Source organism: uncultured Marivita sp. (assembly GCF_947488135.1).
GTDB lineage: Bacteria > Pseudomonadota > Alphaproteobacteria > Rhodobacterales > Rhodobacteraceae > Marivita.
The window spans coordinates 457927-480028 of record NZ_CANKYW010000002.1 but is presented as its reverse complement, the minus strand read 5'-3'; the positions used below and the strand labels follow the sequence as shown (position 1 = coordinate 480028).

The window sequence follows — 22102 nt, the reverse complement described above, 5'->3', positions numbered from 1 at the left end:
TAACAATCGAGTCAGATTTCGGCGCAGGAGCACGCCTCTTGCAACTTTAAGCGCGATCTTTGCTTCCCTTTCAACCGGGCTTTTGCGAATGTTTCGCCACAACCGAACGGACAGCGCACGGCGTGCCGGGCGTTTTCGACTCGGGCAGATTGATTGGAGGAATTGGAATGGCGGATTTCGACACACAGGTGCGCGAGAGCCAGGCCCAGGTCGCCGAAGCGCAGGCCAAGATCGCAGAACTGACGGGCCGGATCGAAACCGCGCGCGCCAAGATGAAGACCGGCGACGACATCACGTTCGACATCGAGAACGCCACGCTGGAAGACGTGCACGCCCATACGGATGTGATGAACGCGAATATCGCCGAACTCATCATGGGTCTGGACGATGTCACCGCAGCCTTTTCCAAGGATTTCGACGAGATGCGGTCGAAAACAGGCTGGGAAAGCCTTGTCGGAATCTTTTCCAAGGGCAAATCGGAATCGATGCGTCAGGAACGGATGAAGACCGCGTCCATCGACGACAAATTGCAGGATTTGATCGCCAAGTCGGACGTGATCGTGACGCTGTTGCAGGGGCAGTTGAACCTGCTGAACGAACAGAAGGACAAGGTCGAGGTGAACCTTGCCGAGACACTGGATGAGCGTGAGGCGACCGTGGGCGAGCTGGAGAACGTCCGCGCCGAAATCCTTGCGATGGATCCGAAAATCATCGAGCTTGAGAACAAGATCAGCGTCGAACAGGACGCCGCCGCGCGCACCAAGCTGGAAACCGAACTGGCCGAACTGAACGCCGCCTATAACGCGATGGTTCAGGACGAACAGGTCAAGCTGGCCAAGAGCCAGACGCTCGAGCGGTATATCGAGAAGGGCAAAACCTGGATCGACTCGCTACAGAACCAGGCGGCGACGCAGATGGTGCTGATCAACAAGCTCCAGACCGACACCAAGCAGCGGGTTGTTCTCTATGACGCGCTGTCGAAGTCATTGAAAACCGCGCAGCAACAGGACGTTGCGCATCGGATCAACGAGATCGGTGTACAAACGGATCAAGAGGCGCAATCGGCGATGGCCGGGATTGGCGCAGCAACCAACCAGCGGATGGCCGACATGCTGGAAAGCCACGAGGATCACATGGTCTTCGCCCGCGAGGTGCTCGAGGCCAAGGCCAAGGCGGATGAACGCTTTGCCCGGCGGTTCCAGGCGATTGTCGAGAAGCATGACAAGAACCTGTACGGTTCATGACGACCCCCGCCGATGACCATCGCGGCATCCCGGATACACTGGCCAGCCGCAGGTATTTTGCGAAATTCGAGGCCATTCTTGCGCATCTGGGCCGGGTCGCCGCGATGCTGCATGCGGAAAACCGTCTGACCAAGACCGAAGTCGAGGTGCTGACCCGCCACGTCATTGCGCTCAACCTCACCTTCCGGGCGCTGTCGATGAAATACCTTCTGGTCGGGCGCGACACCGGGCAGTTTTTCGGATCACTCACGATGGACGTGAAGGACAGCGGGTTTCCAACGACAACCGAATTGCTCGTGATGGCCAACGACGCCGCGCAGGCCGATCAGCATCTCAGGACGATGCCGAGCGTCGATGCGCTCAAGGATCAGATGGTGGCCGAGATCATCGGCGATCAGGCGATCCCGACCCGGTTGCAATTCACGCTCAGCCAGCGGCTTTATTACGAGGAACTCGCGCGCGGCAAGCTCTACTGGGCGCGCAACGATCCCCAATGTCTGTGGCTTTCAGGGACCGAGCCGCGCCGGCGTTACATGCTGCATTGGGGCATCTATGACAGCCAAGTAAATCTGCCCACGATCTACCTGATGGAGGTCGAGGACAGCGGGCGCGCAGCGTTGCCGAAAGACGACCGGCGCTGGCCCGAGGTCCAGGCGCATCTGATGGCGCAGTCGCTGGGCGGGCTGAAACTGCTCACCATCGCGCAGGGCTTTGACGAGACCTTCGATGATCTGCACCCAAAGCGCCTGCGCCGGTTTCATATCGGACCGATGTATTCGCATTCCTTCACGCAGCAGAGCGGCCCGATCCGCGAGGTGCTGGAACAGGCCCGCGCGCCGGAGGGGCAGGATTGGGCGCTCGCCTGGACGCTGGAAGAGCTGGAAAGCGAACGGGTGCGGCAGGAGAAATCCGGCTGGTTCTCGAAGGTGGATCGCGAGATTTTCGCGCTCGATCCCTTCGCCGGACGCGGGGCCGAGACCGGGACCACCGCGACCGAACGCATGGTGATCCTGCCGGAACGCCCGTTTCAGGTTTTATCCGAGTTGAACCCGCCGGGCTTTGCCACGGTGCGCAAGTTCGTGGTGAGCGATGCGGGACGGGTTTTGAGTTATTGAGCGCAGCACTTGCGTCGAATGCGGGAGCCTCCGGCGGGAGTTTATTTGGCAAGATGAAGCATGGGAGCGTCGGGAGATGTCCGTTACGTCCGATCTGATGGAACTTCGCGAAGAGGCGATCCGCAAGCATTACCCGGCGGCCAACGCGATGCTGGAGGGGTTCGATCACACGCCTCGAATGGCATCCGGTGCGGAGCCGGTGGCGACAGAGTGGTCGTCGGGGATCGGCACGCGGCGGCGGTTCCGGTCGACGACGCCGGGATTGGTGACGCGGTCCACGGCGCGGCCCGAGGGTGTGCATCTGCTTGAGCGGATCGCGGCGGCGGATGGGGATGATCCGTTGGTGTCGCCCGCGCAGGCGGCGGTGATGCATGGCTTGCGGCGGGCGCTTGGGATCGCACTGGCGATGGGTGAAGCGTTTTCGGACGCCACGGGTCTTGGCGAGTTGAAGCGGGCGAACTTGCAGGGATCGCTGGGTGCGGACCGGACCGCGGAGTTTTCGGCACTGCTGGAGGGTGAGGCGCTGACGGTTGGGTATGTCTTCGCCAATGCGACTGCGTTCTTGCTGGCGTCACAAGCGTCTGAGGTGACGGTCGATGTGGGCGAGGTCGAGGAGGTTCTGACCGACAATGCGCAGCTTGCCCTGCATGGCGCGCTTTGGGAGTTGGACCAGCAGATCGCGAGCTATGCGAGTGATGAGCCGCGCATGGTGGCGACGGTGCTGGCCTTTGCCGAGCAGTTGATGGAGCGGATCGCATTGCGCGCGCAGAACGGCGCACGGACGGGGGCGTTTACCAGCGCCAACTGGCGGGTGGAGGCGGATGACCTGACGATCCGGGGCTTCACGCCCGCGACCAAGGCCAAGGGCACGGTCCTCACCATGCAGTTCAAGAAACCGCATCAGGTGGTGGGCAACCATATCGCCAAGTACCAGGCGATGCGGCTGGCGAAAATGCTGATGGCGTATGACTTTGAACGCCGTCTGAACCCGTTTGCGGAGCTTGGCGGCTTCATCTTCACCTTCATGGGGGACGGCGCTCCGGGGACGGGGAAGACGACGCTGATCCAGATGATGGCGGGGATGATCCACGACTATTGCCAGAACGCGGGCTACACGTTCCGCTACCAGAACTTCGGCATCGACAATATCGACAGCTATCAGGGCAAGTCGGGGCAGAACGCGAAGGCGTTTGTGAACAATGTCCTCGACCCGTCGGTGATCGGGTTCGGGACCATCGACGACATCGACCAGATCGCGGGCAAGCGCGGCGACCGGCAGTCAAGCGCGGGGCAGCAGGAGGTCACGGCGGTGTTCATGGAGGCGTTTGCCGGGGCCAATACGGTGGTGCGGGGGAACTGCACGTTCGGGATGTTCTCGAACTATCCCGAGAACGTGGATGACGCGTTGCGCCAGCGGGCGGGGGCGCGGTTTCTTGTGGACGGGCCGCAGACGCGGGAGGATTACATCGACATCCTTGCGCTGCTGATGGGGCGCAAGCACGACATCCCGCTGGGCGATCACGAACTCTACGCCGCGCAGCAAATCCAGCGGGCGGTGGCGGCGTCGTTCGAGTCTCACAACCGACCCAAGGAACCGGGGTTGCTGGAGGTCTATGACCGGGTGTCGTCGCAGATTGGCGCGCTCGACACGATTGCCAAGATGGGCACCTATCTCAAGGCCATTCAGGAGGCCGACCCGCGCTTCACGGGCCGCGCGATCAAGAACATCACCGACGCGGTGAAGGTCCGCGCGATGGATTTCGAACTGCCGGATGAGTGGATGGAGCAGCCGGACCTGTTCCTGTTCAAACCCTATGACGAGAAGGCGGCGATGATCGAGGAGTTGCGGCGGCCGATCACGGTCGAGATGGTGATCCAGGAGATCAACCGCTACGCGGATTCCGAGTTCCGCTATGCGGACAAGTCGGATGAGATTGCCATTGAAGGGATGGTGCGGGACTTCGGACGTCAGGAAGAGGCGAAGAGAAGGTGGTTGGAGGGCAAGGGGTGACTTCATAATCGTTGCCAAAGACCCCATCTACATCCTACTTGGTACCAAGGAGTGAAAAAATGTCAGCGGAAGCGCGTCAACTTTGGGAAACACGGTTGAGCATCCCCTCTTATAGAGTGGGTGAAGCCGCTTCCTATGCGCGCGTAGCTCCTCAGACGGTCACGGCATGGCATAAGAGAAAAATCGCAGGCAAGCCTCCACTTCTTAGTACGAAGCAACCACGTGAAGGGATATCTTTCTTACAGCTTATTGAGCTTGCTGTTGTGGCCGACATGCGCAAGCTTGGCGTTAAGCTCCATGAGATTGAACTGGCTAGGGCATACTTCAAGAAAGAAACTGGGCTGGACTTCCCTTTTGCGAAATTGCGATTCAAGACAGACGGCGCAGATGTATTCAGCGAGATAGAAGGCGATCTAGGAGAAGTGATTGAAGACAAAGTTCTGTCAGCAAACCACGGCGGACAATACACTTGGACTGAAATGCTTACTTCGCGGTTTGCGGAATTCAATTATGATGACAGTGGAGCGGTTATTGCTTGGAAGGTCGCGGGGCCAGACAAGGATATAGAGATTAACCCAAAGCTAGCATTCGGCGCGCCGCAAATCGGTGGGATAAAAACAGGGATTTTGAGAGCACGCTGGATAGCAGGCGAGGAAGTGGACGAAATAGCTGAAGACTTCGCACTGTCCGAACAGCAAGTGTTACAAGCTCTCACGTTCGAAGGCATTGAACCAAGTGAGTCTCGTTTATCTCGATGGATGCATTAACTCTTTACTTTGACAGGAACTTTGGAAGGCGCCTTCCAAACGCACTTTACAAGCTTCGCCCTCCCGTAAAAATTCGCTGGCATCAAGGTGAGCGGTTCGCTCAAGATATGGCAGATGACGAATGGATGGAAAAGGTTGGGGCTAAAAATTGGGTAGTACTGACCCAAGACCTAAAGTTCCATCTTATTGAACACGAGATCCAAGCTCTCAAACAGCATAATATTCGGTGCTTTTACTTCCCTGATGCTCAAATCGGGATGTGGAAAACTCTAGGAATTTTCATGCGAACACATGAACGCATCATAGCTCTGGCTCAAAACCACGAAGCACCGTTCATTTTCAAAGTTCAAAATAATGGGTCAATAAAACCCGTCTTTGTTTCTGATAGCTAGATAAATGAACCGCCTCATCCAATCCGGCCTGATGTTCGGCAACCTGATCCATGTCGCCTCGCCGGCGCTGGTCGAACGGTACAACCGCGCGCTCAAGCACCTCACCGGCAAGACCACCACCCAGACCGATTTCCACATCGACATCTCCGGCTTCTCGCCCGAGATCGGGGACGAGTTGGACGATCCGCTCTACCTCAACCACAACGGGGTGAACCGGCAGTTCATCCTGCTGACGACGCAGCAGAAGACGGCGCCGCTGCTCGATGCGAAATTCTCGACCTCGCGGGATATTCTGCGGCAGTTCATCGAGGCGAATGAGAGCCAGCTCTTCGCGTTGACGGCCAAGGATGCGGTGGCGGGGGAGTTGGTGAACACGGTGTTCGACGTGTCCAACCCCGAGCGGCTGTTCGACATCCACACCATCCGGATCGAGGCGGACACGACGCAGGGCACGGTGCGCGATGCGGAAAAGCTGGGCGCGCTGGTGGATCGGTTCAAGACGGAAGAGGACGGCTGGCACGATGATGTGCTGATCGCCGAGATGATCACCTTGGCGAAACGCACGGGCGATGTGGTGCGCAACCCGGTGCGGCTCAAGCAGATGGAGTTCAAACAGGAGAACTTCCACACCAGCCACTTCGGCGGGATCTATGTCTTCCGGCAGGTGGAGCATCCGGCGGCGATCTGTGCGGGTGATGTCGTGCCGGGAATGCCGATTGCCCATACGTTCAGCCTGCAACAGCGGAACAAGGTGGCGAAGTTTCTGGAGCTCAACGGGCTGGTGGAACCCATCGTCAAAGCGCGCGGCATCGACGCAAGCGCGATCCTGCGGCAGAAGATGGATTTCATCGTCGTGGATATCGCGCAAGAGGCAGAGATCGACCTCAAGGGCGCCACCCGGCGGGACATCAGAGGGCTGGCGCGACGCTATGCCGACCGGTTGCCACCGGAATGGCACGCGCTGAACCAGTTGGTGCAATGGGCTGACGGGGATGCCAAATGGCCCCGGATCGCCAGCGACCATCCGGCCTATTTCTACACGCTACGGGCCAGCGACACGCCAGATGCGACGCTGGTGAACATGCTGCTGTCCGAGCTGTCGCCCAAGGATATCCGCCAGCTCTACATCTGCCACAAGGAGGCGTTCTACGCCGCCTATCGGGCGTGGTCCGACACGAAACGCGCCTATGTGGTCGATTTCCTGACCCGCGAATACGTCGCCGACAAGGCGGGCGCGCGCGAAGCGCTCTTTGGCCATGACGCGCCGCTTGAAGAACCCACCCCGATCCGCGACGATATGGTGGCGCGCGTTGGCCCCTGGGGCGCGGTTCGGAGGTAGGGTATGTTTGCACTTGGACGGTTGTTGGTGATCGGGTTTCTTGTCCTGAGCGTGGTCTATATCTGCCTCTCGCTCTATTCCCGCGCGGTGCGGCGCGACAAGCTCGAGAAGGAGTGGGACGAAGAGATCCAGCAGGGCGACCGCGACACCTTTGTCGAGGCGGGCTTGCGCGAGTATGACGGATCACTGCGCCGCAAGCTCATTCTGGGGGTGTATATCGTCCCGATGGTGGTTATCTCTGCCATCATCTACTTCACGAATTTCTACTAGGGGACGTCGCCGTGGGATATATCAAGTGGGCCATCATCCTGACCTTTTGGGTCCTGTTCGCGTCGTTCCTGCATTACACGCTGCCCCAGCACGATATCGCCCGGATCACCGACACCGAGGTGCGCCGTATCGATCCGGGTGAAAACCGATGGTTCTGGGCCTCCGCCGATGTGGGCAGCGATGGCACCTTGCCGAACCGCGACGTGTTCTTCATTTCCGCCGTTCTCGATGATGGCGATGTGATGGTCTACCGCAACGAGGATACCGGCTGGGGCTGGCCGCCCTATTTCAAGTTCGACACCTCAAACCTTCAGGCCGAAGCAGCGGACCTGCGCAGCACCTCGGCCAACCCGCAATGGGTGGTGATCAAGCATTACGGCTGGCGCAACGAATTCTTCACCATTTTCCCGAACGCGATCAGCGTGCGGGCTGTCGATAGCCCGGATGTGCGGATCATTCCTTGGATCAACATCATCATTCTGACGACACTGGCCGCGGTTTTCTGGGCGATCTACGTCCGCTGGCGGCGCTTTCGCCGGGCGCGGATCGATCCGGTTCTTGAGGACGTGGAAGAAGGGTTCGAGTCGGTGGGCGACGGTATCGCGCGGCGGCGCAGCGGAGTTCGCCGCTGGTTGGACAGCTGGAAGTCGAAGTAACGCTCTTGCCAATGCAGGTCGGATGCGTCCACTGTTTTGCAAACGCATGCAGTGAGGACCAATGACCGGCGCACGACCTGAACAAGCGGTACTGACCCGCGACACGGATCTGTCCAAGACGGACGACACCCGTCGCGTGATCGAAGCCATGGTGGACGGTCTCAACGACCACCGCATCGCCGATATCGGAGAGTTCTTCGCAACAGGGTTCCGCTGGATGGGCAACACCGGCTGCGGCACCAAGGAAGGTCTACGGGAATTTCAGGAGAACTGGCAGAAACCGTTTCAGGCCGCGTTTTCCGACAAAGTCTGCGTGGACGAGGCGCGGCTCTACATGGGCGAATGGGCCGCCGCCTTTGGACGACAGGAAGCGGTGCATTCCGGGCGCTTCATGGGGGTTGAGCCGACCGGAAAGCGGGTCACGATCCGCTACATGGATTTCTGGAAAGTCGTCGATGGCAAGATCGTCGACAATTACGTGATGGTCGATTTCCCGCACGTTCTTGCGCAACTTGGCGTCGATGTGTTCAACGGCGAAGGCTGGGAAGCGTTCGACCAGGGCGAACGGACGCCGCCTGCGCCATGACGACGATAGGCAAAGTCACCTCGCTCGATGTCGCCAAGCGCGCCGGTGTCAGCCGCTCCGCCGTCAGCCGCGTCTTCACGCCCGGCGCGTCTGTCAGTCCGCGCACCGCCGAGAAGGTCCGCGAGGCGGCAGAGGCGCTTGGGTATCGCCCCAACGTGCTGGCCCGCGCGATGCTCACCGGAAAGAGCAAGATCATCGGGCTGGTGGTCGCCTATCTCGACAATCATTTCTACCCGACCGTGCTCGAATTGCTTTCCGCCGCATTGGAGCGCGAGGGGTATCACGTGCTCGTCTTCATGGCGTCGCACACGGCTGACGATATCGGTGATGTGGTGAGCCAGATCCTCGACTACCAGGTGGATGGGCTTGTCCTCGCCTCGGTCGCGTTGAGTTCCGATCTGGCCGATCGCTGCCGGGCCTCTGGCGTTCCGGTCGTGCTTTTCAACCGCAAGCTCGAAACCGAAGGGGAATTCGCCGTGGTGTCCGACAACCGGATGGGCGGGCGCCTGGCGGCAGAGCATCTGATCGCGCTCGGCCGCACCCGGATCGGCCATATCGCCGGTTGGGAGGGCGCCAGCACCCAGCGTGACCGCGAGGCGGGCCTGATGGAAGGGCTCCGCGCCGCCGGTCTCGGCCTCTTTGCGCGCGAAGTCGGGGATTTCCGGCTGCCCCGCGCCAAGGATGCCGCACGGCGCATGTTCGACACCGACCAGCGGCCCGATGCGGTCTTAGTCGCCAATGACTACATGGCCTTCGGGGTGATGGACGTGCTGCGCGCCGAACTGGGTCTGTCGGTGCCCGAGGACGTGGCGGTGATCGGGTTCGACGATGTGCCAAGTGCCGCTTGGCCTGCCTATAGCCTCACCACAATCAAACAGGACGCAGAGGCGATGGTGTCCGCGACGGTCAATGCTCTGATGTCCGAAATCGGCGGGACCGAGGTCGTGTCGCCCGATCCCCTGCCCGTGTCTCTGATCCGCCGTCACAGCGCCTGAGGATCACACGCTCCCCGTTGCGAGCAGAATCTGTTTCCAGATCGCCGTTTCGTCGATCAACGTCCACTCACGCCGCAGACCGTTGCGCCCGAATTCGGCATGGGTGATCCCCATGATATAGACCTCTGCCCCGGTCGGGGTGCCGAACATGCCCCAGCCGGAATGTGTGCCGTGCAGCGACCATCGCACCGCAGCGCGCGCGGCGCAGAGCGGTTCGTCCATCCCAATCCGGTGGTCGATGGAAAACCGCGCGTTTGGGAAGGCCGCGTGCAACTGCATCCAGAAGCGGTCGGCGTCAGAATGTCCCGCGCCGGTCACGTGACCGGGATAGGCCAGCTCCGCCGCGCGGTCATAGGTTTTCGGAATGACGGAAAACTCGGCCGATGCGATCCGGGTGAGGATGTCGGCAAGTGTCTCGCCCCAAGCGTTGTCGTTTCCTGTCCCCTTGTAAGGCCCCGGCAGATCCGTGGCGGGTGTCAGCGGCTTGACACAGTTGTCCGGCCCACCCTCTCGGGCGATGAGATCACGTGTCCAACCGACCACGTCCTGACCCATCTGCCGAACGATGGCCCCCTGGTCGCGCACCAGCCATTCGTCGTGCACGCCGTTGTCGCGACACCAGCAATCGGCGAGAATGCGGTATTCCAGTCTGCGCCCCGTCGGCGCGCCGTACATGCCCGCGCCCTCGTGCGTCGCGGTGCAATAGAGCCGGTGAGACGACAGAAAACTGTCATCCCCCGTCGGACACCAGATCACATCCTCGCCCAGCAATTCTCGATCCGGGAATTCGGCCAGCGTCGCCTCGGTCGCGGCAATGATCCCGGTATTGCCTTTGACGACAGAGGCCGGGGACCGGACGACAAGCTCTGGCCCGTAATAATCGTGGAGCGTGTGGATGCCGCGGTCTTCCCAGATGTCTTTGGTGATCCCAAGGATGTAATCGGGTACATCGGCCCAGCGTTCATCAAAGCCCGTCATGAAAGACATGGATCACCGCATCCCGTAGTAGAGGCCAACGACATGCTCGGCCTCCGCAAAGAACAACCATCGCGACACGAGCACGCCCGCAATATGACTGATGAGCGCCAGCACACCGAAGATATGCGGATAGGGCAAAAGCAACAGAACCACGGGCACGACCAGCATCAAGGCCAAAGCGATGACCCGCAGCTTGTTCGCATGACGGCGGCCCACGGTGTAGACCATTTCATTCAGCAGATAGTTGGTGCCCGTATGGGGCGGCTCGAACGCGCTGACCTCGCCGATCGATCCAAGACCTGTGGCGGTCTTCATATCGGTTCCGCTTTTCTTGAACCGCGTATCTCCGGTTCTCCACCACACGCCCTGAATGGCCCCGGCCACAAGCAGCAGAACCAGGGCGATGAGAACACGCCCCGACAACAGCGCGCCCCCGGCGATGGACAGCGACAGGAACAGCGCCGGGGTCAGCCCGGTGTTCCAGCGGGGCACTGTCTTGAGCTGACCGTAGATCATCGACGTGGTGTAGACCGTCACCAGACAGAAAAACGCGCCGATCTGTCCGAGGATCGGGACGTGGGTGTCGAAGAACACCAGCAGAAACGCGTAGAGACCCATGGCCAAAAGCGCCGCCACAGCGGCCCATGCCTCGCGGCTGAGCCAGCTTGTCTGCCATTGGGTGAACGCCTTGATCGCCCTTTCGGGACGGCCAAGGTGGAAGGTCGACGAAATCAGGCCCCCCACGGCGAGGATATACCCTATGGCGAAGAACGCGAAGGCGACCCAGCCGGTTGGCGGTGTCTGGTCGATCCCAAGCCAGAACAAAAGGCCAAGGCCAAGGCCGGAAAACGTGCTGAAGGCGATGATGGACGGGGCTGGATGCATCAGAGTTTCTCCAGCGTTTTATCGAGCCAGCCAAGAAAGCCCTTGGGCTCTTCCGCGACTGGCGCCAGCAGAGGCGCAAGGATGTCGATTTCCTCGTTCAGCCGATCCTTGGGGCGCGGCGGCAGGTACTTGTTCACCGGCTTGGTGCCCTGTTCCGGCATCAGGTCGATGCCACCGCGTTCGGCGACCAATTGGCTGACATCACTGTCGGGATCACCCAGATCTCCGAAGTGCCGCGCATTCGACGGGCAGGTGCGGACACATGCGGGCACGCGGTCTTCTTCCGGTAGGTTTTCGTTATAGATACGGTCGACGCATAGGGTACACTTCTTCATCACCCCTTCCGCCTGATCCAGTTCGCGCGCGCCATAGGGACAGGCCCAGGCGCACAGCCCGCAGCCGATGCAATCTTTTTCGTTGACCAGAACAATCCCGTCCTCGACCCGCTTGTAGCTTGCCCCGGTCGGGCAGACGGTCACGCAGGGCGCGTCTTCGCAATGCAGGCAGGACTTGGGGAAATGGATCAACTGCGCCGGGCCGTTTTCGGGCTGCACCTCGTAGGAATGGATGCGGTTGAGGAACGTGCCCGACGGATCGGCGCCATAGGGATCCTGATCCGACAGGGGCGCGCCGTAATTTTCGGTGTTCCAGCCCTTGCAGGAAATCACGCAGGCGTGGCAGCCGACACAGGTATCGAGGTCAATCACCAGCCCCATCTTGCGCTCGGTCTTTTCGGGAAGCTGCGTCATGCGGTGCGGTCCTCCGTCATGTGATGCGTTGGCTTCAGGTCGAATCCGATCGGTTGCTCGGCCTCTTTGTCCCATGTCGCGACGAACCAGATAAAGGACAGGGCCATGCCGATCATGACGACCGCAATCGCGATCAGGGTGGCTTTCATCGCTCCGGTCATGTGTCCACCTTCCAGCGCAATTCCTCGGGGCCGGTGCCGACGGGCGATGTAATCTCATCGAACACCGGATGAGATTCCTCCGGTGCCGCGACCTTTTCGATCTTCACGCGCAGATCGAACCATGCTGCCTGCCCGGTCACCGGGTCCGAGTTCGCCCAGCGTAAACCGTCGCCCTTGGGTGGCAGAAGTTCATGGATCAGGTGATTGAGCAGGAAGCCCTTGGTGGCCTCGGGCGCATCTTTGTCGAGCGCCCATGCCCCCTTACGCTTGCCGATGGCGTTCCAGGTCCAGATCGTGTGTTCGTTCAGCGCCGCCATATGCGCGACAGGCACGGTGATCTCTCCGTGTGCCGAGGACACGCGCGCCCAGTCGCCATGTTTGAACCCATGCCCCTCGAACAGCTTGGTCGGCAGATACATCGGGTTATGCCCGTGGATTTGCCGCAGCCACGCATTCTGCGTGCCCCAGCTATGATACATCGCCATCGGGCGCTGCGTCAGCGCATGGATCGGATATTCGACAGGATCGACATGCCCGTCCTCGAACGGCGCGTACCAGATCGGCAGCGGATCGAGCGTCGCCTTGATGCGTTCCCGCAGATGCTCGGGCGGTTGGCGGTCGCCCTGCCCTTCGGCAGCCAGTTGGAACTTGCGCATCGGTTCGACGTAGAGCTGGAAGATGTAGGGCGCGGGCGCATCGTAAAGCCCGATCTCGACCGCCCAATCCTGATAGGCTGTGTTCCACGGTTTGTAATACAGCCCCTCGTCCGGGACATGGCTGGACCAGAAGCCACCATTGGCGATGTAGCTGTCGATCTGGCCTTCGTTCACGTCGCCGCGCCCTTCGGTCAGCCCATGTTCGCCCATGCGCCATCCCGCCAGGGGGCCAACGCCGGGGCGGCGTTGATGATGCGTGATGTAATCGGCGTAATCAGCGTATTTCTGGCTGCCGTCCTCGTTCACGAATCCCGGCAGGTCGAGCATCGCTCCCAACTCACACAGCACAGACTGGAAGCCCCGCACGTCGCGGTCAGGTGCGACCACGGGCCAGCGGATCGCATCCGCCGCCGCGTCCGCTTCGCAGATCGGGCGGTCGAGCAGCGAGATACAGTCGTGGCGTTCAAGGTAGGTCGTGTCCGGCAGGATCAGGTCGGCATAAGCGACCATCTCGGACGAATAGGCATCGGAATAGATGATGCGCGGGATCACGTAATCGCCGTTCTCGTCAGTATCGGTGAGCATCTTCATGACGCCTGTCGTGTTCATCGACGAATTCCACGACATATTCGCCATATACATGAACAGCGTGTCGATCTTGTACGGATCACCTGCATAGGCGTTCGAGATCACCATGTGCATCAACCCATGCGCGCTCATCGGGTTTTCCCAGGTGAACGCCTTATCGATGCGCGCGGGTGTGCCGTCGTCCTTCAGACACAGATCTTCCGGCCCATGCACGAAGCCCAGATGCGGACCGTCCAGCGGCTTGCCCGGTGTGACCTTGCAATGAGGTTTCGGGTGCGCGGTGGCCGGCTTTGGATAAGGTGGTTTAAACCGGAACCCACCGGGGGTTTCGACGCTTCCCAGCAGGATTTGCAACACATGCAGCGCGCGGCAGGTCTGGAAACCGTTGGAATGGGCGCTGATGCCGCGCATGGCGTGAAAGCTGACGGGGCGACCAATCATGGTGTCGTGCTTCTCGCCGCGGAAGTCCGTCCAAGGCTGGGCGATCTCGATGGCTTCGTCAAAGGCGACACGGGCGATCTCGGCTGCGATGCGCTTGATCTTGGCGGCGGACACGCCACAGGTCTCGGCGACCGCCTCGGGCGCATATTGCGGATCGAGATAGCGTTCCGCCAGCAGATGCATCACCGGCTTGTGCGTGATCCCGGCGTGGCGGTAGCTGGCAGACAGGTCAGGGTTCACCCCCGGCTGATCGAACGGCGTGAGCTTGCCCGTCACCCTGTCCATGACCAGTGGCTTGCCATTGTCGTCCTTCAGGAAAAGCCCGTGTTCCGGCGACTTCGGATCGCCGTTCACCAGAACCGGGGCGTTGGTGTAGCGGGCGAGATAGTCGAGGTCGATCTTCCCGGCCTTGAGCAACTCATGCACAAGCGCGAGGATGAACAGACCATCGGTGCCGGGTGTGATCCCGACCCAATCATCCGCAATCGCGTTATAGCCCGTGCGGATCGGGTTGACGCCAATCACCTTGGCCCCGCGTGCCTTGATCTTGCCGAGGCCCATCTTGATCGGGTTGCTGTCATGGTCCTCGGCCACACCGAACAGCATGAACAGCTTGGTATGGTCCCAATCGGGCTGGCCGAATTCCCAGAATGCCCCGCCCATCGTGTAGATGCCCGCAGCGGCCATGTTCACCGAACAGAAACCCCCATGCGCGGCATAGTTCGGCGTGCCGAAGTTCTGTGCCCAGAACGAGGTGAAGGATTGCGACTGGTCGCGCCCGGTGAAGAAGGCGAGCTTTTCAGGTGCCGTTTCGCGCAGCGGCTTGAGCCAGCCGGTCGCGATCTCCAGCGCCTCATCCCACGAAATCTCCTCGAACTCACCGGACCCGCGCGGGCCCACGCGTTTCAAAGGCGCGCGCAGACGCGAGGGGGCGTTGTGCTGCATGATCCCGGCGCTGCCCTTGGCACATAGGACGCCGCGATTCACCGGGTGGTCACGGTTGCCTTCGATATAGGCGACCTTGCCGTTCTTCATGTGCACGTTGATCCCACAGCGGCAGGCGCACATGTAGCACGTTGTCTTGCGCACCTCGTCCGAGACTTTCGGTGACAGATTCAGCTCTGGCTGGACGTGACCCATCGGTTTCCTCCCTTTCCTGACAAGATAGGCTTCCGGTCAGGTTTTGCCGCAGTGTTCATGTTTCCGGGGCAATGGTAAAGCAGCAAAATGCAAGCGCTTACATTGCCAGCTGACAACCCGGTTTCCCTTGACGTGACAACCCTTTGCAGTCTCCTCTGACGTGCAGGGCAGGAGGACAGAATGAGCGTCATCGACCGTGCACGCGACGCAGCAAGAGCGGCGCAGGCAAAAGTGGTGTTCCCGGAACTGACAGACCCGCGCGTCGCCGAAGCCGCGCGCCAGTTGGAACGCGACGGACTTTGCACTCCGGTCCCGGTTGTCGAAGACGTGAGCGATACGCTCGTCTCCGCGATGATGGAGGTACGCGGCACGAAGGAACCGCTGGTGCGCCGCCTGTTGCAAAAGCCGCTATACCGCGCCGCCGCGATGGTGCGCGCGGGATTGGCCGACGCAATGGTGGCCGGGGCCGACAGCCCGACTCGCCGCGTGATCGAAGCGGCAAGCATGGGGATCGGGTTGTCCGACGGGGTCAGCATCCCGTCGTCGTATTTTCTGATGGTCTTTCCCGATGGCCGGGAATTCGTGTTTGCGGATTGCGCGGTGAACGTGTCGCCCGACGCGGTTGCCCTCGAAGCGATCGCCCGCGCGTCGGAGGCGACAGGCACCGCCCTGCTTGGCGCGGCGCGCGTTGCGCTTTTGTCGTTCTCCACCGGAACCAGCGGCGCGGGCGACAGCGTGGAGATTGTGCGCAGCGTGGCAGACGCCACCGGCTTTACCGGTCCGATCCAGGCGGACGCGGCGTTGAATGCGGGCATCGCACAAAAGAAGGGCCTCGGTGCTGGCGATGCCAACGTACTGATCTTTCCCTCGCTGGACGCAGGCAACATCGCATACAAGCTCTGCCAGGAACTCGGCGGTGCGCAAGCGATTGGTCCGTTCCTGCAAGGGTTTCGGCATCCAGTCTGCGATCTCAGCCGGGGTGCCACGGTCGAGGATATCGTCGCGGCGACACTGGTCACGATTGCACTTGCCTCTGTGCCCACGGCTTAACCCTCGGCCAGAAGCCGCAGCGCATCCATCGCGATCTGGCGCTCTTCTTCGGCCTGCACGATCCAGACAGAAACCGGCGAGTCGTCCTGATGCAGGCGCGCCTCGTTCCGGTCGTTGCGTTCGGCATCAAAGGCGACCCCCGCCCAATGCAATCCCCGCAGGATGCGCGCGCGGACTTCCTTGGCGTTCTCACCGATACCCCCGGTAAAGGCGATGGCGTCCACCCCTTCAAGAGCGGCCATCAACGACCCTGCGTGGCGCAGCGTCCAATAGCAGAAATGGTCCACGGCGAAAGCACTGTCCTCGGACGGATCCATCATCAGCTTGCGCATGTCGGATTTTCCGCCAGACAAGCCCAGAAGCCCGCTTTCGTGGTTCAGGATCGCCTTGGTGCGCTCCAGACCGTTGTCTTCGACCAGGCGCAGCACCGCATTCGCATCGATCCCGCCAGATCGCGTACCCATTGTCAGCCCATCCAGAGGCGAATAGCCCATGGTCGTCGCAACAGACTGACCATCCTTGATCGCGCAAAGCGACGCCCCGTTGCCAAGGTGAAACGCAAGCAGCCTACGCGGCAACGCCTGGCCCGTGATCTCGGGGAGGCGCCGCACCAGGGAGGCGTAGCTGAGCCCGTGGAATCCGTAGCGGCGGATGCCCTTCGTTTCGACGATCCGGGGGATGGCATAGCGCGTCGCGACATCAGGGTTCGTGGCGTGGAACGACGTGTCGAAACTCGCGAATTGCGGCACCTTCGGCGCGAGCCGTGCCAGCGCTTTCATCGGCGCCAGATTGTGCGGGTTGTGCAACGGCGCAAGCGGTGTGCAATTGGCGATCTCGTCCTGCACCGCCTCTGTCACCCGCATCGGAGCGGTCAGCTTGGCACCGCCATGAACAACTCGATGACCGACGGCACGAAGGGTCTCGGGCGCGAAGCCCCGGGCGGACAGACAATCGAGGATCGCTTCAAGCGCTTCGGCATGGTCGGCGAAGGCCATCTCGGCACAGGTGTCCCCGATCCGAAGCGTTGACGCGCCGCCAATGGAGTCCGCGATCCCTGACAGGATCAGGGCCAGGGCGCCATTGAACAGTGCGAATTTGATCGAGGACGACCCCGCATTGAGGACCAGGATCGGTCCGTCATGTGCGGGGCCTGCCATGTCAAGCGACCTTTTGCGGGCGCATGTCCGCCGGGTCGATCCCGGCCACGGCAACCGGCGCTTTCATAGCATCGCGGCGGAACGGCTCACCCAGCTCCTGATTGATCATCGCTTCGATCAGCGTGGTCTTGCCGTGCTCCATCTGGTCCTTGATCGCCTGATCCAGCGCATCGCGCAGCTCATCCATGGTGCAGGCAACGACCCCTTTGAGACCACAGGCCTGCGCAATCGCGGCATAGCTGACGCCTTCATCGAGTTCGGTGCCGACGAAGTTGTCGTCATACCAAAGCGTCGAATTTCGCTTTTCTGCGCCCCACTGGTAGTTGCGGAACACGATCTGCGTGATCGCGGGCCACTCCGGGCGACCAATCGCGGTGAGTTCGGTGACAGCAATCCCAAAGGCACCGTCGCCCGAGAAACCCACGACCGGGACATCCGGACAGCCGATCTTGGCACCGACAATGGACGGCAGGCCATAGCCGCAGGGGCCGAACAGACCGGGCGCGAGGTATTTGCGACCTTCCTCGAAGGACGGATAGGCGTTGCCGATGGCACAGTTGTTTCCAATGTCTGAGCTTATGATCGCCTCTTTCGGCAGCGCGCTCTGGATCGCGCGCCACGCCATGCGGGGGCTCATCCATTCCGGCTTGGCGGCGCGGGCGCGTTCGTTCCAGGTCGTGCCCGGATCGTCCTGTTCGTGATCCATGCTCGACAGTTGTTGTGCCCAAGTGGATTTGGTTTTGGCGATCAGAGCCTTTCGATCTTCACGGCCCTCATCACCCGCGCTGTCCGACAGCTTCGCCAGAATGCCCTGCGCGACCTTCTTGGCGTCGCCGATAATGCCGACGCTGACCTTCTTTGTCAGACCGATGCGATCCGGGTTGATGTCGACCTGAATGATCGTGGCGTCCTTGGGCCAGTAATCGATGCCATAACCCGGCAGGGTGGAGAACGGGTTGAGGCGCGTGCCAAGGCAGAGCACGACGTCAGCCTGTGAGATCAACTCCATCGCTGCCTTCGACCCGTTGTAGCCCAAAGGTCCGGCAAACAGTGGATGCGACCCGGGGAAGGCGTCGTTGTGCTGATACCCCACACAGACGGGCGCGGTCAGACGTTCCGCCAACTCCATCGACGCCGGGATCGCTCCGCCCAGAACCACACCGGCCCCGTTCAGGATCACCGGGAACTTGGCGGTCGACATCAGCTCGGCGGCTTTCTCTATCGCAGCATCGCCACCCGAGGGGCGTTCGAATTCGACGATTTCGGGCAGGTCGATGTCGATCACCTGTGTCCAGAAATCCCGTGGCATGTTGATCTGCGCCGGGGCCGAGGCACGCTTGGCATTCAGGATCACGCGGTTGAGCACTTCGGCCACGCGGGAGGCATCGCGGACCTCTTCCTGATAAGCCACCATGTCCTCGAACAGCTTCATCTGTTCGACTTCCTGAAAGCCACCCTGACCGATGGTCTTGTTCGCGGCCTGCGGCGTGACCAGTAGCAGCGGCGTGTGGTTCCAGTAGGCGGTTTTCACGGCGGTGACAAAGTTGGTGATGCCGGGACCGTTCTGGGCGATCATCATGCTCATCTTGCCGGATGCGCGTGTGTAACCGTCTGCCATCATCCCGCCCGAGCCTTCGTGCGCGCAATCCCAGAAGGTGATGCCGGCTTTCGGGAAGATATCGGAAATCGGCATGAAGGCAGACCCGATGATCCCGAACGCGTGTTCGATCCCGTGCATCTGGAGCACTTTGACAAAGGCTTCTTCGGTGGTCATTTTCATGGTCGTTCTCCCAAACAAGGGCGCGGGCTGACCCCGGCGCGATTGCGCAGACAGTAACGGTGACGGCCCCCCTTCAATAGGGCCACTTGCGGGAACGGCTTATAGCCAAAACCGAATGTGGGCATCCGGCCCGAACCTCGTTGCCAACCATGCAATTGCTGCATTCCCGTGCCATTTGTGCCGGATTTGAAATGCAGTATGTTGCGTAGCATCAGACCGGGAAATGGCATACGGCGTATCCGACCGGTCGCCCATAGACGTGATCCGCGCCCGCAGGCAAACAAAGGCAGGACCCCGAATGCCAAATGGTTTGGCAACGCTCGCATTGGCTGTCTGGCCATTGGTCACGGTGTTTCTTTTCCTGAGACTGCCGCCGGGTCGGGCTGTGATCGCGACATTGCTCGTGGGCTACCTGTTCCTGCCCGAACCCCCCGCCGGTTTCGATTTCCCGCTGATCCCGCCATTGACCAAACACACCATTCCCGCGCTCAGCGCGATGGTGATGTGGCTCGTGATATATTCGGCGAACCTGAACCTCTTTCCACGATCACCGGTCACTGTCGGCCTTCTGCTGCTCTTCGTCTTTTCGCCCGCGGTCACAACGGTGCTGAATTCGGACCCCATCTACTGGGGCGAATACTTCATTCAGGCGATGACGCTGAAGGATTCGCTGGGCCTCGTGGTTCAGCAAATCCTGCTGGTCATCCCCTTCCTGCTGGCCCGCCGGTTCCTTTATCGCGCCGAGGACCAGCGCGACCTGCTGTTCGCCTTCATGATCGGGGGGTTGATCTATTCCCTGCCGATGCTGCTTGAAGTCCGTCTGTCGCCGCAATTGAACCTGTGGGTCTACGGCTATTACCAGCACGATTTCATCCAGACGATCCGCTTTGGCGGCTTCCGCCCCATGGTGTTCCTCTACCACGGCATCTGGGCGGCGTTCTTCCTCCTGATGGCGCTCCTGTCGGCGCTCGCCCTGTGGCGCACGAAACAGATCAAATCGAATTGGAAGCTGCTGCTGATCGCGGCCTACCTTCTTGGCGTCCTGATCCTAGCGAAATCGCTCGGGGCCTGGCTTTTTGCGCTGGTCCTTGTCCCGACATTTCTCTTTGTCGGTCCGAAATGGCAGATGCGCTTCGCGGTCGTGATCGCGAGCTTCGCCATCGCCTATCCCGCGCTCAAGGGTGTCGATCTTGTGCCGCAGGGCAAGATCCTGTGGGCGGCGGACAGCATCTCACCGGACAGGGCAGCATCGCTGTCGTTCCGGTTCGAGAACGAGAACCTACTCTTGGACCGCGCCAAGGAGCGGCCGCTTTTCGGATGGGGAAGCTACAACCGCAACCAGATCATCGACCCGGCCAGCGGTGAGGTCGAAACCGTCACGGACGGGCGTTGGGTCATCTTGATCGGTCAGTTCGGCTGGCTTGGCTTTCTGGCCGAATTCAGCCTGCTGGTCATGCCGGTCTTGTTCCTGTGGCGAGAGATCCGCTACCGCGCGCCCGAGGATTATTCGCCCCTGATCGTGCCCCTGTCGCTGATCCTCGCGGTCAATGTCTTCGATATGCTGCCCAACGCCACGCTGACCCCATTGACGTGGCTGATGGCCGGTGCCCTGACCGGATACGCGGAGTCGCTTCGTCAGTCCCGAGATGCCTACCAGTCCCGCCACCGCCTGCAATGGCGCCCTGTTTTGTAAGGTACCTGTCACAAGATGACCGTTTCGAAATCAGATCGCCCACGCGTTCTGGCCATTGCTGAGGCCGCCAATCCCGAATGGGTCAGCGTCCCGCTTGTCGGCTGGTCTTTGGCGCAAGCCCTGCGCGAGGTTGCGGATGTGCATTTGGTCACGCAGGTGCGGAACCGTGAAGCGATCCTGAGGGCCGGATTGATCGAAGGTCGGGATTTCACCGCTATCGACTCGGAGGCTGTGGCACGCCCGCTCTGGGCCATCGCGGAAAAGCTGCGGATGGGCGACGGGAAAGGCTGGACCACGCTCCAGGCCATCAATGCGTTGATCTATCCGTGGTTCGAGCATCTTGTCTGGAAAGAGTTTGGCGCGGCGATCAAGGCAGGCGAGTTTGACCTCGTGCATCGCATCACACCGCTCAGCCCGACCATCGCCTCGCCCATCGCCCGGAAAACGGCCCGTGCGGGCGTGCCCTTCGTGCTTGGCCCGCTGAATGGCGGTGTGCCGTGGCCCCGGCAGTTCGACGCGGAACGACGGGCCGAAAAGGAATGGCTGAGCTATCTGCGCAGCGCGTACAAGCACCTGCCGGGCCGCACCAGCACCCTGAAGCACGCCTCTGCGATCCTGGTCGGATCGCGCCACACGCAAAGCGAAGTGCCTGAAAAGTACCAAGACAAAACCGTCTACCTCCCCGAGAACGGTATCGACCCGACGCGGTTCAATCAGACCGCCTTTCCCGAAGGCGCGGTCCTGCGCGCCTGTTTCGTGGGCAGACTGGTCCCCTACAAGGGACCGGATATGCTGATCGCGGCGGCGGCGGATTTGCTGCGGTCGGGCCGCATGACGCTCGATATCATCGGCGATGGCCCGATGTTCGCGGACCTGACCGAACAGGCCAAATCCCTGTGTTGCGAAACCGGTCTGACCTTCCACAAATGGATACCGCATGCACAGGTGCAATCGATCCTTGGCACGTCCCACATCCTGAGTTTCCCGTCGATCCGCGAATTCGGCGGCGGTGTCGTGCTTGAGGCGATGGCTTTGGGGGTCGTTCCCCTTGTCGTCGATTATGCCGGACCGGGCGAACTGGTCACGGCAGACACGGGGTTCAAGGTCCCGTGCGGCAGCCGGGAAGACATCATATCCGGGTTCAGAGATCGGTTGACCCAGCTTGCCGAAACACCCGGGATACTCGCCCCGATGGCGCAAAAAGCCAAGGCGCGGGTCGATGCGTATTTCCTGTGGTCGCAGAAAGCCGCGCAGGTGCGCGAGGTGTACGACTGGACACGCGCGCAATCTCGATCCGGGAAACCCGACATTTTCAAGGCAGATTTGCGGCCGAATTCGATCAAATCGGCGTAGAACCCACACATACTGTTTCCACCTTTGACGTTGTCATATCGTGTATCCGCCGGGTATCTTCTACGCGCGGTGGGGGCCGTGTCTGTAGAATTGTAA

At 60.9% G+C, this 22102-nt stretch carries 20 protein-coding genes; 13 read left to right on the top strand and 7 right to left on the bottom strand.

All coding sequences use genetic code 11. The features are described from left to right. Positions 1 to 167 precede the first annotated feature (167 nt). From Q1B16_RS09435 to Q1B16_RS09390, 10 genes are all read left to right on the top strand, one after another. Positions 168 to 1244 carry a hypothetical protein gene (locus Q1B16_RS09435; protein ID WP_299787044.1) on the top strand — a complete coding sequence of 359 codons (1077 nt, stop codon included), beginning with the start codon at positions 168 to 170 and terminating at the stop codon, positions 1242 to 1244. Continuing rightward, positions 1241 to 2359, top strand: a complete 1119-nt coding sequence (locus tag Q1B16_RS09430; RefSeq protein ID WP_299787041.1) for a hypothetical protein — start codon at positions 1241 to 1243, stop codon at positions 2357 to 2359. The genes Q1B16_RS09435 and Q1B16_RS09430 overlap by 4 nt, the downstream gene beginning before the upstream one ends. Before the next feature lie 76 nt (positions 2360 to 2435). Continuing rightward, positions 2436 to 4370, top strand: coding sequence for an ATP-binding protein (locus Q1B16_RS09425; protein ID WP_299787038.1), 1935 nt, complete (start codon positions 2436 to 2438; stop codon positions 4368 to 4370). A gap of 59 nt (positions 4371 to 4429) precedes the next feature. Continuing rightward, positions 4430 to 5137, top strand: a complete 708-nt coding sequence (locus Q1B16_RS09420; protein WP_299787035.1) for a hypothetical protein — start codon at positions 4430 to 4432, stop codon at positions 5135 to 5137. Continuing rightward, positions 5125 to 5529 carry a hypothetical protein gene (locus tag Q1B16_RS09415; protein WP_299787032.1) on the top strand — a complete coding sequence of 135 codons (405 nt, stop codon included), beginning with the start codon at positions 5125 to 5127 and terminating at the stop codon, positions 5527 to 5529. The genes Q1B16_RS09420 and Q1B16_RS09415 overlap by 13 nt, the downstream gene beginning before the upstream one ends. Positions 5530 to 5533: 4 nt before the next feature. After that, complete coding sequence (locus Q1B16_RS09410; protein WP_299787029.1) at positions 5534 to 6868, top strand: DUF6638 family protein; 1335 nt, start codon at positions 5534 to 5536, stop codon at positions 6866 to 6868. A gap of 3 nt (positions 6869 to 6871) precedes the next feature. Next, positions 6872 to 7138, top strand: coding sequence for a hypothetical protein (locus Q1B16_RS09405; protein WP_299787026.1), 267 nt, complete (start codon positions 6872 to 6874; stop codon positions 7136 to 7138). An 11-nt stretch (positions 7139 to 7149) separates the two neighbouring features. After that, the gene (locus Q1B16_RS09400; protein WP_299787023.1) at positions 7150 to 7794 is read left to right on the top strand and encodes a DUF1523 family protein; all 645 of its coding nucleotides are present in this window, start codon (positions 7150 to 7152) and stop codon (positions 7792 to 7794) included. Between the two features lie 61 nt (positions 7795 to 7855). Further along, positions 7856 to 8380 (top strand): ester cyclase, encoded by a 525-nt coding sequence (locus tag Q1B16_RS09395; protein WP_299787020.1) that lies wholly within the window; start codon positions 7856 to 7858, stop codon positions 8378 to 8380. After that, on the top strand, positions 8377 to 9375 hold the full coding sequence (locus Q1B16_RS09390; protein WP_299787017.1) for a LacI family DNA-binding transcriptional regulator: 999 nt from the start codon (positions 8377 to 8379) through the stop codon (positions 9373 to 9375). Before Q1B16_RS09395 ends, Q1B16_RS09390 begins: the two co-directional genes overlap by 4 nt. A gap of 3 nt (positions 9376 to 9378) precedes the next feature. Here Q1B16_RS09390 and Q1B16_RS09385 read toward each other — a convergent pair whose 3' ends face one another. Genes Q1B16_RS09385 through Q1B16_RS09365 form a run of 5 tightly spaced genes read right to left on the bottom strand, consistent with a single transcriptional unit; the run spans position 9379 to position 14973 of the window. Continuing rightward, positions 9379 to 10353, bottom strand: coding sequence for an ester cyclase (locus Q1B16_RS09385; protein ID WP_299787852.1), 975 nt, complete (start codon positions 10351 to 10353; stop codon positions 9379 to 9381). Between the two features lie 12 nt (positions 10354 to 10365). Then, a complete protein-coding gene (locus tag Q1B16_RS09380) occupies positions 10366 to 11238 on the bottom strand; it encodes a DmsC/YnfH family molybdoenzyme membrane anchor subunit (protein ID WP_299787014.1) in 873 nt (290 codons plus the stop codon). After that, positions 11238 to 11987 (bottom strand): 4Fe-4S dicluster domain-containing protein, encoded by a 750-nt coding sequence (locus Q1B16_RS09375; RefSeq protein ID WP_299787011.1) that lies wholly within the window; start codon positions 11985 to 11987, stop codon positions 11238 to 11240. Before Q1B16_RS09375 ends, Q1B16_RS09380 begins: the two co-directional genes overlap by 1 nt. Further along, positions 11984 to 12148, bottom strand: a complete 165-nt coding sequence (locus Q1B16_RS09370; RefSeq protein ID WP_299787009.1) for a hypothetical protein — start codon at positions 12146 to 12148, stop codon at positions 11984 to 11986. The genes Q1B16_RS09375 and Q1B16_RS09370 overlap by 4 nt, the downstream gene beginning before the upstream one ends. Next, a complete protein-coding gene (locus Q1B16_RS09365; protein ID WP_299787006.1) occupies positions 12145 to 14973 on the bottom strand; it encodes a molybdopterin oxidoreductase family protein in 2829 nt (942 codons plus the stop codon). The genes Q1B16_RS09370 and Q1B16_RS09365 overlap by 4 nt, the downstream gene beginning before the upstream one ends. Before the next feature lie 180 nt (positions 14974 to 15153). Between Q1B16_RS09365 and Q1B16_RS09360 the strand changes: the two genes are divergently transcribed. Then, positions 15154 to 16023, top strand: a complete 870-nt coding sequence (locus Q1B16_RS09360; protein WP_299787003.1) for a phosphate acyltransferase — start codon at positions 15154 to 15156, stop codon at positions 16021 to 16023. On the opposite strand, the gene Q1B16_RS09355 is transcribed toward Q1B16_RS09360, so the two are convergent. Beyond that, positions 16020 to 17180 carry an acetate/propionate family kinase gene (locus Q1B16_RS09355; protein ID WP_299787000.1) on the bottom strand — a complete coding sequence of 387 codons (1161 nt, stop codon included), beginning with the start codon at positions 17178 to 17180 and terminating at the stop codon, positions 16020 to 16022. The two genes, Q1B16_RS09360 and Q1B16_RS09355, sit on opposite strands and share 4 nt — an antisense overlap. 1 nt (position 17181) lies before the next feature. Beyond that, positions 17182 to 18960 (bottom strand): sulfoacetaldehyde acetyltransferase, encoded by a 1779-nt coding sequence (gene xsc / locus Q1B16_RS09350; RefSeq protein WP_299786997.1) that lies wholly within the window; start codon positions 18958 to 18960, stop codon positions 17182 to 17184. Between the two features lie 298 nt (positions 18961 to 19258). Here xsc and Q1B16_RS09345 point away from each other — a divergent pair, with 298 nt between their 5' ends. Next, positions 19259 to 20653: a hypothetical protein gene (locus Q1B16_RS09345; RefSeq protein ID WP_299786994.1), complete on the top strand. Its 1395-nt coding sequence runs from the start codon at positions 19259 to 19261 to the stop codon at positions 20651 to 20653. Between the two features lie 15 nt (positions 20654 to 20668). Then, positions 20669 to 22006 (top strand): glycosyltransferase family 4 protein, encoded by a 1338-nt coding sequence (locus Q1B16_RS09340; RefSeq protein WP_299786991.1) that lies wholly within the window; start codon positions 20669 to 20671, stop codon positions 22004 to 22006. The last annotated feature ends 96 nt before the right edge of the window (positions 22007 to 22102 follow it).